The sequence below is a fragment of the Micromonospora sp. WMMD1076 genome (assembly GCF_029581475.1).
In the GTDB taxonomy this organism is placed as follows: Bacteria; Actinomycetota; Actinomycetes; order Mycobacteriales; family Micromonosporaceae; genus Micromonospora; species Micromonospora aurantiaca.
The window spans coordinates 1,900,016-1,914,271 of record NZ_CP120862.1 but is presented as its reverse complement, the minus strand read 5'-3'; the positions used below and the strand labels follow the sequence as shown (position 1 = coordinate 1,914,271).

Genomic DNA, 14,256 nt, shown 5'->3' with positions numbered 1-14,256 from the left:
TTGTCCGCCCCGTCGCACCGGTCCGGCTCCCCCGTGGCGGGGAGATCCCGGCCGGCTCACCCGCCCAGGCGGGCGCGGACCATCCGGGGTACCGCGGCCAGGCCGGTGACCGGGCGGAACGCGTGTGCGGCGGCGACCAGTGCGGCGCACTCGTCGTCGGCGAGATCGATCTCGGCGGCGGCCGCGTTGCGTTCCATCTGCTCGACCCCGGAGGCGCCCGGGATGGCCACCACGTTCGGGTGCCGCAGCACGTACGCGAGCGCGATCTGGCTCGGCGTCGCGTCGTGCGCGTCGGCCACCTCGCGCAGCGTGGCGATCAGCGCGCTGCCGCGTTCCAGGTTCTCCGGCAGGAAGTACGGGTTGGCCCGGCGTACCGCCCCGGCGGGCGGGTTCGTGGCGTCGTAGCGGCCGGAGAGGAAACCCTGCGCCAGCGGGGAGTACGCGATGACGATGCGGCCGGCCTGCTCCGCGTACGGGATGAGGTCTTCCTCGGGGCCGCGGTCGATCATGCTGTAGCGGACCTGGTTGCTCAGCACCCGGCGGCCCAGCGCGGCCTCGGCGAACCGCCACCGGCGCAGGCCGTAGTTGCTGACGCCGACCTCGCCGACCAGCCCGACGTCCTGCAGTGAGCGCATGCCGCGCATGGTGGTGGTGTCGGCGACCACCGGATTGGCCTGGTGCACCTGGTAGAGGTCGATGCCGTCGACACCGAGCCGGGCGGCGGAGGCGACGGCGCGCTGCTGCACCACCGGGGCGACCGGCAGCAGCGGGAAGATCTTGGTGGCGACCACCACCTTGGCCCGGTCGTCGCCGACGACTGCTCCAGATCGCGGCGCGGCGTCAGACGCGCCACGCTGGAGTGGTCGGAGCGCCGCGCCGAGGATGCGCTCGCTGCGGCCGAAGCCGTACAGCTCGGCGGTGTCGAACAGGGTGACGCCCAGGTCGAGCGCCCGCCGGACGATCTCGGCGGCCCGGCGCTCGTACTCGGGGCCGTAGCCCCACTCCCGCGAGCCGAACTGCCAGGTGCCGAGGCCGATCTTGGAGATGGGCTTGGGGGTGTCGAGCCGCACGTAACGCATGGGGCCGAACGTACCCGCGCCGCTGCGTGCGCACTGCGGTCCGGACAGAATGGCCTGGTGACCTACCTCGCCAGCGACGACCGTTACCACGAGATGATCTACCGGCGCACCGGCCGCAGCGGGCTGAAGCTGCCCGTGATCTCCCTCGGCCTGTGGCACAACTTCGGACCGGACCGCCCCTTCGAGCGGCAGCGCGACATCGTCCGCCGCGCCTTCGACCTCGGCATCACCCACTTCGACCTCGCGAACAACTACGGCCCGCCGCCCGGTTCGGCGGAGGAGAACTTCGGCCGGCTGCTCGCCACCGACCTGAAGCCGTACCGGGACGAGCTGGTGATCTCCAGCAAGGCCGGTTATCTGATGTGGCCCGGCCCGTACGGCGAGTGGGGTTCGCGCAAGTACCTGATCTCGTCGCTGGACCGGTCGCTGCGCCGCCTCGGGCTGGACTACGTCGACGTCTTCTACTCGCACCGGTTCGACCCGGATACCCCGCTGGAGGAGACGATGGGCGCGCTCGACGCGATCGTCCGCTCCGGCAAGGCGCTCTACGTCGGCATCTCCAACTACGACTCGGAGCAGACCGAGCGGGCCGCCGAGATCCTGCGCGACCTGGGTACGCCGCTGCTGATCAACCAGCCGTCGTACTCGATGATGAACCGCTGGACGGAGAGCGACGGGCTGCTGGACACGCTGGAGAGCGTCGGCGCCGGCTGCATCGCCTACAGCCCGCTCGCCCAGGGCCTGCTCACCGACCGTTACCTGAAGGGCATCCCGGCCGACTCCCGGGTGCGCACGAGCGTCTTCCTGAACGAGAGCGACCTCGACGAGGAGACGATGGCGACGGTCCGGGGGCTCGCCGCGGTGGCCGAGCGACGCGGGCAGACGCTCGCCCAGCTCGCCCTGGCCTGGGCGCTGCGCGACCCGCGCATGACCAGCCTCATCATCGGCGCGAGCAGCGTGGCGCAGCTGGAGGGCAACGTGGCCGTGCTGGACAACCTCGATCTCGCGGCGGACGACCTGGCCGAGATCGAGAGCCTGCTCGGCTGAGTCACCAGATGCGGCGCCGCCCGGCGCGGTGGTTGCGGACACCGCACGGCCGCCCGGGCGGCGGCCCGCCGGTCCGCCGCAGTCCGACCGCTGCCGCCGCGAGCAGCGCGACGACGAGCGCCGCCGCGCCGACGACGACCGGCCGGGACAGCGGTCCGCCGTCGGTCACCGTCGCGACCGGCACCGCCGGCTCGTCGGTCGCCGCTCCGGCGAGGGTACGCGGAGCGGCAGCGCCCGCCTTCGGCGCTGCCGGTGACGGGTCCGGCTTACCGCGTACCGCCCGGAAGATCACGTCCGAGCAGGAGTAGTACGTGTCCTGGGTGTCCGAGTTCTGCCAGATGACGTAGACGATGTGCCGGCCGCTACGGTCGGCCGGCAGGCGCCCCCGCATCTCGTACGCGCCCGCGCGGATCGGCGGGTCGGTGACCTGGAGGAACGGCTTCTCCTCCAGATCCGCCCAGGTCAGCGAGCGCCGCGGCGAGTACGAGCCGGTGGTGACGTAGTACCGGAACGTGCCCCGGTGCGGGATGGTGGTGCGGTAGCGGAACGTGTGCCGGGCACCGGCTGTGAGCGTGGTGGCGGGCCAGTCGGCACGCGCCAGGTCCAGTCCCCGGTACGCGGACAGCCCGCCGCTGCACAGCTCCCCGTCCGGGATGCGTTCCCGGTCCCGCCCGTCGATCCGGGCCACCCGGATGTTGTCCCACTCGCGTACCGCCGCTCCGGCGGCGATCGCGGCCCGGCAGGCGGGCGTCTGCGCCCGGCCACCCTCCGGCCCGCACGCGGCGGCCCGGCTCAACGGGCTGGTCGGCGCACCGTGCGCCGCGGCCGGCGCGGCGGTCAGCGGCACCGTCGCGGCGACGGCGGCGAGCGCGGCGAGCGCGCGACGTGCGGCCATGTGATCGACCTCCCGCGCACTGGTACGGCCGCGAGCCGCCAAAGGTTCGATCCGCGCCGATCGGCCGGGGCGGCATGACCGAACGGACAACCGGGGCGGCGACGGACACCTGACGGGCCCTACAGTGACGAAACCCCGTGATCGAGGAGCGTCCCTTGTCCGAGCCGGCCCCGTCCCCCGAGCCGTCCCGCGCCGCCCCCGCGGCCGGGCCCGCGCCGGGCGACGTCCCCGCCCCCGCACAGCCGTACCTGCTGGTCCTGCCCACGATGGAGGGCGCTCCCGCGCCGATGCCCTGGCCGGGCGCCGAGGGGCAACCAGGCTGGGCTATTCCGGTCACCGTGCCGCCCGGCACCCAGGGGTACGCGTTGTTCGTCCCGGTGGTCCCGGCGACCGGCCAGCCGACGGTGACCGGCCAGCCTGCGGCGGCGGTGCCCGCGCAGGCCACCGGCGACGCGGCATTGTCCACGCCGGACGCCACCCCGGTGGCTTCGGCCACTACCGAGGCGGCCGGCTCGAAGCCGTCCGTCGCGAGCGCCGCCGCGGCGGGGGCGGCCACGGCCGGCTCCGCTGTGGCCGGGACCGGCACGCGTCCCGGCGACGGCGCTCCGCAGACGGCCGCTTCCGCGACGTCCGGCCCGTCGGGAGCCTCGCAGACGCCTGCCGCTCCCCCGGGCACGCAGCCGGCCTCCGCGTCACGGGCTGCGCCGGGCACGCAGCCGGCCTCCGGGCCGCCGACCGCGCCGGGTGCGCAGCGTGCCCCGGGCACGCCGCCTCCGCACGGCGGTGGGCCGATGGCCGCGCCGCCGCACCCCGGAACGGGGTGGAGCGGGCACCCGCAGGCACCGACGTGGGCGCCGCGACCTCCGGTGCCGCGGACCTCGTTCCTCGGCGCGCGGTGGCCCGGCCCGAAGGCGGCGACCGGGCGGGCCGCGCCGCTCGCGGTGCTGGCCGCCGCGGTCGGCAGCGCGGTCTTCGTGCCGCTCGGCCGCGTCGGCGTCGGCTGGTTCCTGGGCTGGCTCACGCTCACGCTCGCGGTGGTGCTGGCGGTCCGGTCGAAGACCGCCGGCCTGCCGCGCGCCGACAAGCTCATCCGGGCCGGGTGGGCGGCGGCCGCGCTGGCCCTGATCGCCGTGCCGGCGTTCCGCAACGCTTGGTGGCTCGTCACGTTCTGCGTGCTCGGCGCGCTCGGCTGCGCCACCCTCGCGATCACCGGCGGGCGGCTGGTGCGCTCGGTCCTGTTCGGCCTGGTGGCGACGCCGTTCGCGGCGTTGCGCGGCCTGCCGTGGGTACGCCGGCACATCACCGCCTCGCCGCAGGAGGCGACGGTGCGCAAGGTGACCGTCTCGGTGGTCGCCACGGTCGTGGTGCTCGTGGTCTTCGGCAGCCTGCTCGCGTCGGCCGACGCGGCGTTCTCCGAGGCGCTCGGCTCGGTCGTCCCCGAGATCAACGTCGGTACGGTGTTCGGCTGGCTGTTCCTCGCAGTGGTGGGCGGGCTGATCGCTGTCGCGGCGCTCTACACGCTCGCGGCTCCGCCCGACCTGTCCACTGTGGATCGGGTCGGTGAGCGCCGTCTCGGCCTGCTGGAGTGGGCCCCGGCCATCGGCGCGCTCACGCTGCTGTTCGCCGGGTTCGTGGTGGTGCAGTTCACCACGCTCTTCGGCGGCCAGCAGCACGTGCAGCGGATCGCCGGGCTCAGCTACGCCGAGTACGCGCGCAGCGGCTTCTGGCAGCTCCTGTTCGTCACGCTGCTGACGGTGGCGGTGCTCGCCGGGGTGAGCCGCTGGGCCCGCCGGGAGCGGCCGGTCGAGCGGATCCTGCTGCGTGTGCTGCTCGGGCTGATCAGCGCGCTGAGCGTGGTGATCGTGGCGTCGGCACTGTCCCGGATGTGGACGTACCAGAGGGTCTACAGCTTCACCGGCGAGCGGATCTTCGTGATGGCGTTCGAGATGCTGCTCGGCACGGTCTTCCTGATGATCATCGCGGCGGGCGTCAAGTGGCGGGGCCGGTGGATTCCCGGCACCACGCTCGCGCTCGCGGTGGCGATGCTGCTCGGCCTGGCCGTGCTCAACCCGGAGGACTACGTCGCACGCCGCAACACGCTCCGCTACGAGCAGACCGGCAAGATCGACGCCTGGTACCTGCGGGCGCTGTCCGCCGACGCCACCCCGGCGCTCGCCAAGCTTCCCGACCCGGTACGCCGGTGCACGCTGAGCTGGATCGCCGACGACCTGGCCGAACCCGACCCCTGGTACGCCTGGAACCTGGGCCGCCAGCGCGCCCGCAAGGCCCTGGAGGAGGTCGGCCCGAAGGCGATCGGCGGCCCGAAGGACTGCCGCCGGGCCGACCAGTTCGACCTGCCGAAGACCCGGCGTCCCCGCTGACGTCGCGGGCCGGGCCGCGGACCGCCGCGGCCCGGCCACCGGCAGCCGTCCGGCGACCGTTCATCCGCTCCTCACCTCGACGCCACGGCGGGCACCGACTCCGCACCTAGCTTCGGCTGCGCGAACGACAACCGAGGTAGCGGAGGTTTCCCCATGTCCACCCGTCAGCTCTTGACGGCACTCGTCGCCGGCGCGGTGCTCGCCGTGCCGGGCGTCGCCCACGCGGGTCCGGCCGACCGTCCCGGCGTACCGCCGCAGCGGACCCACTTCGACCTTCAGGCCCACCGCGGCGGCATCGGGATGACCACCGAGGAGACGCTCGCCGGGTTCGCCAAGGCGATGCGCCTCGGCGTCACCACGCTGGAGCTGGACACCCAGGTCACCCGGGACGGGAAGGTGGTCGTCACGCACGACCGGCAGGTCAGCGCGCAGAAGTGCCGCGACACCGCCCCGGTGCGGCCCGGCGACCCGGCCTACCCGTACGTCGGGAGGTACATCAAGGACCTCACGCTCGCGCAGGTCAAGACCATGGACTGCGGCTACCAGCAGTTGCCCGGCTTCCCCGAGCAGGAGCAGATCGCCGGTGCCCGGATGGCCGAGCTGCGCGACGTGCTCGACCTGGTGAAGCGCTACCGCGCGCACGGGATCACGCTGAACGTCGAGACCAAGGTGGAGGCGGGCGCGCCCGAGCAGACCGCGCCGCGTGAGCTGTTCGTCCGACGGGTCTTCGAGGAGATCCGGCGATCGGGCATCGAACGGCAGGTCACCATCCAGTCCTTCGACTGGGGCGCGCTGCGGGAGATGCACCGGCTCGCGCCGCGCTGGCCCCTCGTGGCGCTGACGAACTACGACTTCCTCCAGGTCGGCAAGCCGGGCGCGTCGCCGTGGCTGGGCGGGCTGGACGTGGACGACTTCGGTGGTGACTTCGTCCGGGCCGCCGCCGCGATCCCCGGCGTGACCGCGCTGTCCCCGAACTACGGGTTCCCGCAGAACGGCACGATCGCCGACCCGAACTTCCGCTTCTACCCGGACCGCCGGATGATCGCCGACGCGCACGCGCGAGGACTCAAGGTCATCCCCTGGACCTGCGACGACATGCCCACCGTGGCGGCGCTCATGGACATGGGCGTGGACGGGATCATCACCGACTACCCGAACCGGGTGCGGCAGCTCATGGCCGAGCGCGGGATGCGGCTGCCGAAGGCGTACCGGGCGCGCTGAGGTCCGGCGGCGGCCCGGTCAGGCCGGGCCGCCGCCGAAGCCGATCTCGTTGCCGTCCGGGTCGTGGAAGATCACCTTCCGGACGCCGTTGTCGTAGGTCTCCTGCGCGGTCGGCGTCAGCCCACGGGCGGCGATCGCCGCGACGCGGGAGTCGAGGTCGTCGACGAAGACCGTCTGCATGGCGTGACCGGCGTGCTCGGGCCGCACGTCGACGTAGAGGTAGCGGTGCTCGGCCAGCTCCCACACCGCCTCGCTGTCGTCGGGCCGGAACTGCGGCGGGGCGCCGAGCAGCCGCTCGTACCAGTCCGTCGCCACCGCGAGGTCGCGCACCGGGACGCCGGCGAACAGGTCGACAGTCATCCGGCCAATCTATCCGGGCCGACGTGCCGGCGCGGGCTCACGCCGTACCGGCGTTTGAACGCCGTACTCAGGGCGAACGAGCTGCCGTAGCCGACCCGGCGGGCCACCGCGCCGACCGTGGCGCCGGGCTCGCGGAGCAGGTCGGCCGCGAGCGCCAGCCGCCACCCGGTGAGATAGGACATGGGCGGCTCACCGACCAGCGCGGTGAACCGCCGGGCCAGCGCCGCCCGCGACATCCCCACCTCCGCGGCGAGCGACGCCACCGTCCACTGCCGGGCCGGGTCGTGGTGCAGCATCCGCAGCGCGCGGCCGACCACCGGATCGGCGTACGCCAGGTACCAGGCGGGCGCGGCGGCGCCGGGCCGGGCGAACCACTCCCGCAGGGCGGCGATGAGCAGCAGGTCGAGCAGGCGATCCAGCACCGCCTCCTGGCCGGGATCGTCCTTGACGATCTCGGCGGCCAGCAGCGGCACCAGCGGCGTGTCCCAGGACTCGCGCCGCACCACCGCGAGCGGCGGCAACGCGTCCAGCAGCCGCCGCCCCACAGTGCCCCGCACCGGGTACGTGCCGGTGAGCAGCACGGTCCGGCCGTCCGGCCCGTTGCCCCAGGTGCGTACGCCCCACCGCGTCATCGCGAACAGCTCGCGCCCGTCCGGCGTGGTGCAGCGCTGGCCCGGGTGCACGACCACCTGCGGCACCGTGGCCGGGTCGTCCGCCACCGTGTACGGGGCCGCGCCGCGCACGATCGCCACGTCACCGCCGGTCAGCCGCGCGGCCTCCCCCTCCTCCGGCACGATCCAGCCGTCGCCGCGCACCACGGCGACGAGCGTGAGCGGCGCCTCGTCCCGGATCAGCATCGACCAGGGCGGGGTGAGGATCGAGCGCAGCAGGAAGGCGCCCCGCGCCCGGGGACCGTCGAGCAGACCGGAGACAGCGTCCACGAGACGATTGAACACAGGATCGCGCGTCCCGGCCATGGGCCGTCTCACCACGTGGCGGTTCGATGAGGACATGCGACTCGTACAACAACTGACGCTGGTCGGCGCCACAGCCGGGGCCGGGCTGATGGCGGGCCTGTTCGCCGCGTTCGCGTACGCCGTGATGCCGGCGTTGCGCGGCGCGGACGACCGCACGTTCGTGGACGCGATGCAGCGGATCAACGTGACCATCGTCAACGGCTGGTTCCTGCTGGCGTTCCTGGGTACGCCGGTGCTGGCCGCGCTCGCGGCGGTGCTGGCGTGGCGCGGGGCGGCCCGGCCGGCGCTGCCGTGGATCCTCGCCGGGCTGGCGCTGTACCTGGTGATGTTCGTCGTCACCGTGGCGGTGAACGTGCCGTTGAACGACGCGCTCGCGGCGGCTGGTTCCGCCGATCTCGCTGCGGCTCGGGAGCGCTTCGAGTCCGCCTGGGTCACCTGGAACGTGGTGCGGACGCTGGCGAGTACGGCCGGGTTCGGCGCGCTGTGCTGGGCGCTGGTGCTCACCGGCCGCGCCGCGTGAGCGCCGTTTGCCTGCGAGATGCTAGGAGATGAACCTGTCCGCGTACGCCTCCGCAGGTTCCACGTTGGTGATGACGTCGATCAGGACGCCGTCCGGGCCGGCGAGGATGAAGTGCCGCTGTCCGAACTCCTCGGTCCGGACGGGAAGCACGACCTCCAGGTGCCGCAGGCGCTCCCACTCGGCGTCGACGTCGTCCACCTCCAGGTTGAGCAGCATCCCGCCGGCGACCGGCCCGCGGTAGGCCGCCGGGACGGTCTCGTGGCTGCTGTCCAGCACCGCCAGTTCCCAGTTGTCGCGGCGCAGGCTCACGTACCACTCCGTCTCGAAGGTCGGCTGGAACCCGAAGTGCTCGCGGTAGAAGGCCGCGGTCGAGGTCACGTCGGTCGTCATGAGGACCGGGTACGAGCTGGCGAGTGCCATGCCGAACTCCTTTACATACACTGTGTAGGTAAATGAAATATACATACACGGAGCATGTAAAGGAAGGGTGCGGCATGGCGCGAGCCACCAAGGAGCAGAGCGAGATCACCGGCCGGCGCATCCGGGACGTCGCGACCGCCCTGTTCGCCGAACGCGGCTACACCGCCGTCCGCCTGGAGGAGGTGGCCGCCGCAGCCCAGGTCACCAGGGGTGCGGTCTACCACCACTACCGCAACAAGCAGCACCTGTTCGAAGCCGTCGCAGCCGCCGCGCAACAGCGGATCGCCGCTGCGGTCGCCAGCGCCGCCGAAGCGGCCGCCGATCCTTGGGACGGCCTGGTCGCCGGCTGCCGGGCGTTCCTCACCGCCAGCGTCGACGACACACACCGGCGGATCCTGCTGGTCGACGCGCCCGCGGTGATGGGTTGGCGCACGTGGCGCAGCCAGGACGCGGCCGCTTCCGGGCACCACCTGGCCGAGGCGGTGGCCACGCTGGCAGCAGCCGGGCACCTTGAGGTCAACTCGCCCGAGGCAACTGCCACCTTGCTCTCCGGCGCGATGAACGAGGCAGTGCTACGGATCGCCGAGGCCCCGGACCGGGACGCCGCATTGGTCGAGACGTGGCCCGATCTGCTGCGCCTGCTTCAGTGCCTCCGCGGGCCGCACACCGCATCCGTCCGGCACGGTTAGCTGGTGGTGCGGCTTCGAGGGTGATCGGGAAGGCGCCTGCCGCCCGCCATCGCAGATACGGCAAACGCCCTGGCACGGGATCATGTCCCCCCACCAGGGTGTTTTCGCTCGGGTGGGCCGGAGGCACCACCATGCGAATCACACCGCCACGATCGCCGGTGGCCCCCTACCACTGAGTTTGCCCAGCTCACAAGCTTCGGACGGCGCTCGCTGACCTCGGCTCGCCGACGGCGGGGTTGGCCGGAACGACCATTCTCGCCGTGCGTGATGTCGTCTGAGGCTCGCGGCGATCAGGCGATCTGCCGGAGGTCACTGCCGTAGTCGAAGATGATCCGCATCCGGGCGCCCAGTGCTCGTGCGTATCGGCTGAGGGTCGCCACCTCATTGGCGTCCAGGTCGCCGTTCTCGATCTGACTCACCCGGCCGGGCGTTACCCCCATCAACTCGGCGACCTGCCGCTGGGTGAGACCGAGACGTTTGCGCTCCTCGGCAAGGTGGAACGCGCTGACCCATGCCTCGGTACGGGCGCGTTCCGCGTCGAGCGCATCGTCGTCCCCATCGTGCAGCTCGGCGCGGATATCGTCCCAGTCATGGAAGTCGCTCATCAGCTCTCCCTCCGCTTCCTCTCGAAGGCAAGCCAACCTTCGTAGGCGACCTCGGCGATCGGGATCGCGTTCTCGTACCACCGCGTCCAGTCGCCGGCCTTGTTGCCAGCAACCAACAGCACCGCTTGCGACCAAGGGTCGAAGACGAACAGAACCCGGATTGCGACGTCGCGGCCAGATCTCGGCCGCAGTTCCTTGAGGTTGCTGAGGCTCGAACCCCGGAGAGTGTCGACCAGCGGCCGCCCCAGACCCGGACCAGTCTCGGCGAGCATGTCGATCGCCGCGTTCACGGACCGGTACGCCGCAGGGTCTGTCTGACGCAGTGCCGTAACCAGTCACGGACATCACCTGTCGTCCTGATCGCCTAGCGGTGCACTGGCCCCTTGGTCACGGAAGAACTATAGCTCAACCTATACATCTGTTCCGTACCGAGTTTGATGGATCGGTCTTGAAGGTGTGTCGGGCCCGGCTGTGACCAAAAGATCAAGAAAAGCGGCATTCCTCGATGAGAAATGCCGCTCGACCTGCACAAAAAAACAAGGTGGAGCCGAGGGGACTCGAACCCCTGACCCCCACACTGCCAGAAAGGTGAGACACATCACGGCCAATACCGGACCGTGCCGAAACCTGCCGTCAAGTGCGCATATGCACTCCAGGCCATGTCGGCTTATGCCGCGCACCGCCGGATGATGCCAGCGATTTGATCTTGATTTGTGACGCCACCTGTGACCCGCTCGAGTGTGGGGGCCGCCGTGTTAGACGGATAAGCATCGATGAACGCGTGCCCAATGCAAGGATGGAACCGTTAACTGGGTGGCCCTGGCATCTCTTCGGATCCAACAGCCCTGCTTGCCGTTACTGCGCGGCCCCTCGGAGCCTCTAGCAGAAGGTCCAATGGGGTCAGCTAAGCCTGATCCAACACTCTCGCCAACTCATGAGCCAAATCCGTCCTATCGTTCTCACGAAAGAGTCGTTCTAGCATACGAACCAGATCTCGGGCGTTCTGCCTCGGAAACTGCTCGAGAAATTTCTGGATGCATTGCGCAATGACCACCCACTCGCTACCGGGGGCCCACTGACTTACGGACCGCATGATTTCGTCGAAGTCGCCTGGCACCGGCAGGTTTCCATGCTTTGTGATCCAGTACAGCCGGGCTGTTGCAGGATCACAGAAGACATCGTCCCTAAGAAAAGTCAGCTCGGCTCGAACTCTCTCCCTTTCGAGCCTCTTCTGCGACATCTCGCGTACCGACTCCTCATAAAGCTCAGCAGCCTTATAGACAGCGTCAGCTACGGAGACCGCGACATGAGCGGAAATAAATTCTACCTGTTCTGTGGCCCTAGGAAAATCGCGACCCAGCACATAGTTAATCTCCTGCTCCGTCGTTGACGAGCGCAGCACGTTGAAGCGCTCCGCAACTGGCTCGACTATCTGCCGTGCACGACGAGCTGCCAGAGCAACAGCTTGCTGACGACTCATCTCAGCGGCCGAACGACAAGACAACGTCACATGGACGTCGAAAGGAAAGACTTTTCGTCTACTGTCTACCTGATCCGTGTACTGAAAAGTCCAGTTGTCGCCGAATCGAGGACGTGCCCAAAAACTAAGAAGGGCCTTGAGGTTCACGGTGTGCGAGTTGGGTCGGGAATCCCAGGAGTCTCGCTCTCGTCCTTCGCGCCAAGGGACGAGACATACCCCGTCGGAAGTACCTCGACCACCGGTGGCGACGCTGCGGCATCCAATTCTGGCCGCGCGATACCTCGTGGTAGGTCTGGTTCGGCATTAGATAGTTGCCTACCCGCCGTCGATACGTCCGGCTGCCCCGATAGTAGGGCACCATATCCTGATGAATCTTCTTCGAACCAAGACGCGGCTGGAGCCGCAATGGGGTGACTCTCCGCATCATCGGCCGGGTAGTCCGCAGACCGCTCATAGGGAATTCTGTAAACAGAGGCGTCACGTTGACCTGCAGCGTAACGGTCCACATAGAGCAGCTCGTCTAGCTCTCGACGAAGCTCCCTACGCCCCGGGCCGACGTCCAATGCCATCGACCAGCGCTGCAACGAGTCGTCCAGTCGATGACGAAGCAAAGTTGGTACGCTAGATCCATTGACTACATCTCTGAAAAGCTGCAAGACGAACTCGCGTTCATCGGCGGAGGCCAGGCACGCCTCGAACCAACTCCAAACGCATTCGTCTAACTCATTCTCATCAACGGGCGCAGCCAGGAACGTCTGCCAGCAACTGAGAATGGCTGTCAAGTTCGCGGTTGAGCTGTTATCCTGGGCAGCAATGAGGACAGACGGCTTGTGGTGCGTATCGTCCAATATTGCCGCTAGCGCGCCGAAGATATTCGGGCCGGCCGAGTCATTGCCGCTACACCAGGCTTCGACCTGCTTCAGAAGAGTCGGCCGCGTTGTTTTTTCATTCCATAAAGTCTCGACAGCCTCCTTCACTGCTTTGAGAACAGAAGGGTCGTTCGACCTCGCCGCATGCCGAAGTCGAACCAGAGCCTTTCCGGGGTAAGCGAGTCCGAATGCCCCCGCGCACACACGGGCACTCGCCTCTATCAATCTTACGTCCCCTCCAGAAGCCCACAGACGCAGCTTATGGTGCATTCTTCGGTCAATTGATTGATCGAAGCACGCCAGCGACACCAACCGAACGGATTCTTCGTAGAGGGCTTCGTCACCATGCCAAGATTTGACGATTGTGTCGAGAAGATCCAGCTTGTCAAAGCGGACCATGAACGCTAATGAGAACTCTACTACCCTCTTGGCTCTGAATTCTTTGCTTTCCGTCTCGCCATTAACCGGACGAACTACGTCGTTCACTAGCCAACTAAGAAACTCGTCGCGGCAGCGCGGGCGGTCTGCCCAGAAGTACTTGACAACAGCATCTTCCCATCCTGGACGGGCAAAAGAGACTGCATCCTCTGCCAGGTCCGCCCCGACCCGGTCGACTACTTGGAGAACGCCAATCCCTTCTTGACCGTTGGTGGAAAATTCCGCAGAAGGCTCCCCGAAATGCTTGCCCAAACGTTGAGCGGCATCGTACACGTCACCCACAGGAGCATCACCATACGCGGCCGCGATAAGCATGAAGTTGCGCTCGAAACTACTCCTTCCAGGTTGCGAATGCCAAGTAAGGAGTTCTTTGTGCCAACTACGCCTAGCCGCAACCACGCTAAAAACTCGCCGCTGGAATATCTCGTCGCCGACCTTCATCTCTGAAAGTTGGCGATCTTGCAAGACGGCAGGAAGTTGCTCCACAGGAGCTCGGTCGGCTCGCATGATCAGGTGCACCACGCTCATCACGCCTCTCGGCGTTTCATCCTTTAAGAGGCGCACTATCTCATCATCACTGAGCCAGCGGTCAACGTCCCTGTTCCCGTACCGTTCGAGCCAGCCTCGCATGATTTCTGCGCCGGGGGCTGGAGTAACATGGTGCGCCTTAAAAGGTGAATTAACGCCGATCCTGTCCCACTGTCTCTCATCAATAACAACTACGAGCCGACCGCCACTTTCGGCCATGACGGCGGCCATCGCATTCAGATGGTCCCCGAACCTACTCGATACCATAAATCCTGGCGACACTGAAGACCGTTCCCCACTGCGCCCGTCGTCGTCTGGCGGCAACTCGAGGATCGTGCAGACGTCGCTCGAGTCTCTTAGTCGATCTACGTCGATGAGCCGTTCCGCGCCGTAGCCGAGCCTTCTGAATCGCCGCTGCCCTGGCACAATTCCGCTTATGTCAGACAGTAATGCAAGGGCCGTAATCGATTTGCCGACACCCGGTTTGCCGGTTACTACGACGATGGACCCAGGGGCTAAGAGGTCAAATAGGACTTCGTAATAGCCCGCCGATCGTGCAAAGAGGGACCCTATCGATTGAAGCTGGCTCGGCGTTATGGGCTCGGCGGCATGATCTTGCTGAATAAACCCCAGAACTACCTGGGCCCCGATTGCGGTGCCGCCACTTTGCGTGCCGACGTCCACCTTTACGCTCAACTGCTTCGCTAGATCGCCGATTTCGTGGATCGCCTTCTCGAGCATCACTGA

14 protein-coding genes are annotated in these 14,256 nt (G+C 68.4%); 5 read left to right on the top strand and 9 right to left on the bottom strand.

Annotated elements, in window-relative coordinates; all coding sequences use genetic code 11:
• Positions 1-56: 56 nt before the first annotated feature.
• A complete protein-coding gene (locus O7622_RS09360; RefSeq protein ID WP_282312914.1) occupies positions 57-1,079 on the bottom strand; it encodes an aldo/keto reductase in 1,023 nt (340 codons plus the stop codon).
• Between the two features lie 57 nt (positions 1,080-1,136).
• On the opposite strand from O7622_RS09360, the gene mgrA reads away from it, so the two are divergent.
• Positions 1,137-2,126 carry an L-glyceraldehyde 3-phosphate reductase gene (gene mgrA / locus O7622_RS09355; protein ID WP_282312913.1) on the top strand — a complete coding sequence of 330 codons (990 nt, stop codon included), beginning with the start codon at positions 1,137-1,139 and terminating at the stop codon, positions 2,124-2,126.
• Between the two features lies 1 nt (position 2,127).
• Here mgrA and O7622_RS09350 read toward each other — a convergent pair whose 3' ends face one another.
• Positions 2,128-3,021, bottom strand: coding sequence for a lytic polysaccharide monooxygenase (locus O7622_RS09350; RefSeq protein WP_282312912.1), 894 nt, complete (start codon positions 3,019-3,021; stop codon positions 2,128-2,130).
• A 155-nt stretch (positions 3,022-3,176) separates the two neighbouring features.
• On the opposite strand from O7622_RS09350, the gene O7622_RS09345 reads away from it, so the two are divergent.
• Entirely contained in the window at positions 3,177-5,402 is a 2,226-nt protein-coding gene (locus tag O7622_RS09345) for a DUF4153 domain-containing protein (RefSeq protein WP_282312910.1), read from the top strand.
• 153 nt (positions 5,403-5,555) lie between these two features.
• Complete coding sequence (locus O7622_RS09340) at positions 5,556-6,623, top strand: glycerophosphodiester phosphodiesterase family protein (RefSeq protein WP_282312908.1); 1,068 nt, start codon at positions 5,556-5,558, stop codon at positions 6,621-6,623.
• A gap of 18 nt (positions 6,624-6,641) precedes the next feature.
• Here the strand turns inward: O7622_RS09340 and O7622_RS09335 are convergent, their stop codons facing one another.
• Positions 6,642-6,983 (bottom strand): VOC family protein, encoded by a 342-nt coding sequence (locus O7622_RS09335; protein ID WP_282312906.1) that lies wholly within the window; start codon positions 6,981-6,983, stop codon positions 6,642-6,644.
• Entirely contained in the window at positions 6,980-7,924 is a 945-nt protein-coding gene (locus tag O7622_RS09330) for an AraC family transcriptional regulator (protein WP_282312904.1), read from the bottom strand. The genes O7622_RS09335 and O7622_RS09330 overlap by 4 nt, the downstream gene beginning before the upstream one ends.
• 70 nt (positions 7,925-7,994) lie before the next feature.
• On the opposite strand from O7622_RS09330, the gene O7622_RS09325 reads away from it, so the two are divergent.
• Positions 7,995-8,480 carry an anthrone oxygenase family protein gene (locus O7622_RS09325; RefSeq protein WP_282312902.1) on the top strand — a complete coding sequence of 162 codons (486 nt, stop codon included), beginning with the start codon at positions 7,995-7,997 and terminating at the stop codon, positions 8,478-8,480.
• A 21-nt stretch (positions 8,481-8,501) separates the two neighbouring features.
• On the opposite strand, the gene O7622_RS09320 is transcribed toward O7622_RS09325, so the two are convergent.
• On the bottom strand, positions 8,502-8,900 hold the full coding sequence (locus tag O7622_RS09320; protein ID WP_282312900.1) for a VOC family protein: 399 nt from the start codon (positions 8,898-8,900) through the stop codon (positions 8,502-8,504).
• Between the two features lie 74 nt (positions 8,901-8,974).
• On the opposite strand from O7622_RS09320, the gene O7622_RS09315 reads away from it, so the two are divergent.
• Positions 8,975-9,589, top strand: coding sequence for a TetR family transcriptional regulator (locus O7622_RS09315; RefSeq protein ID WP_282312899.1), 615 nt, complete (start codon positions 8,975-8,977; stop codon positions 9,587-9,589).
• Between the two features lie 290 nt (positions 9,590-9,879).
• Here O7622_RS09315 and O7622_RS09310 read toward each other — a convergent pair whose 3' ends face one another.
• From O7622_RS09310 to O7622_RS09295, 4 genes are all read right to left on the bottom strand, one after another.
• Positions 9,880-10,194: a helix-turn-helix transcriptional regulator gene (locus tag O7622_RS09310; protein WP_282312898.1), complete on the bottom strand. Its 315-nt coding sequence runs from the start codon at positions 10,192-10,194 to the stop codon at positions 9,880-9,882.
• Positions 10,194-10,484 carry a type II toxin-antitoxin system RelE/ParE family toxin gene (locus O7622_RS09305; RefSeq protein WP_348774059.1) on the bottom strand — a complete coding sequence of 97 codons (291 nt, stop codon included), beginning with the start codon at positions 10,482-10,484 and terminating at the stop codon, positions 10,194-10,196. The genes O7622_RS09310 and O7622_RS09305 overlap by 1 nt, the downstream gene beginning before the upstream one ends.
• Before the next feature lie 614 nt (positions 10,485-11,098).
• Positions 11,099-11,821: a hypothetical protein gene (locus O7622_RS09300; RefSeq protein WP_282312897.1), complete on the bottom strand. Its 723-nt coding sequence runs from the start codon at positions 11,819-11,821 to the stop codon at positions 11,099-11,101.
• On the bottom strand, positions 11,818-14,253 hold the full coding sequence (locus O7622_RS09295) for a hypothetical protein (protein WP_282312895.1): 2,436 nt from the start codon (positions 14,251-14,253) through the stop codon (positions 11,818-11,820). Before O7622_RS09295 ends, O7622_RS09300 begins: the two co-directional genes overlap by 4 nt.
• Positions 14,254-14,256: the final 3 nt, after the last annotated feature.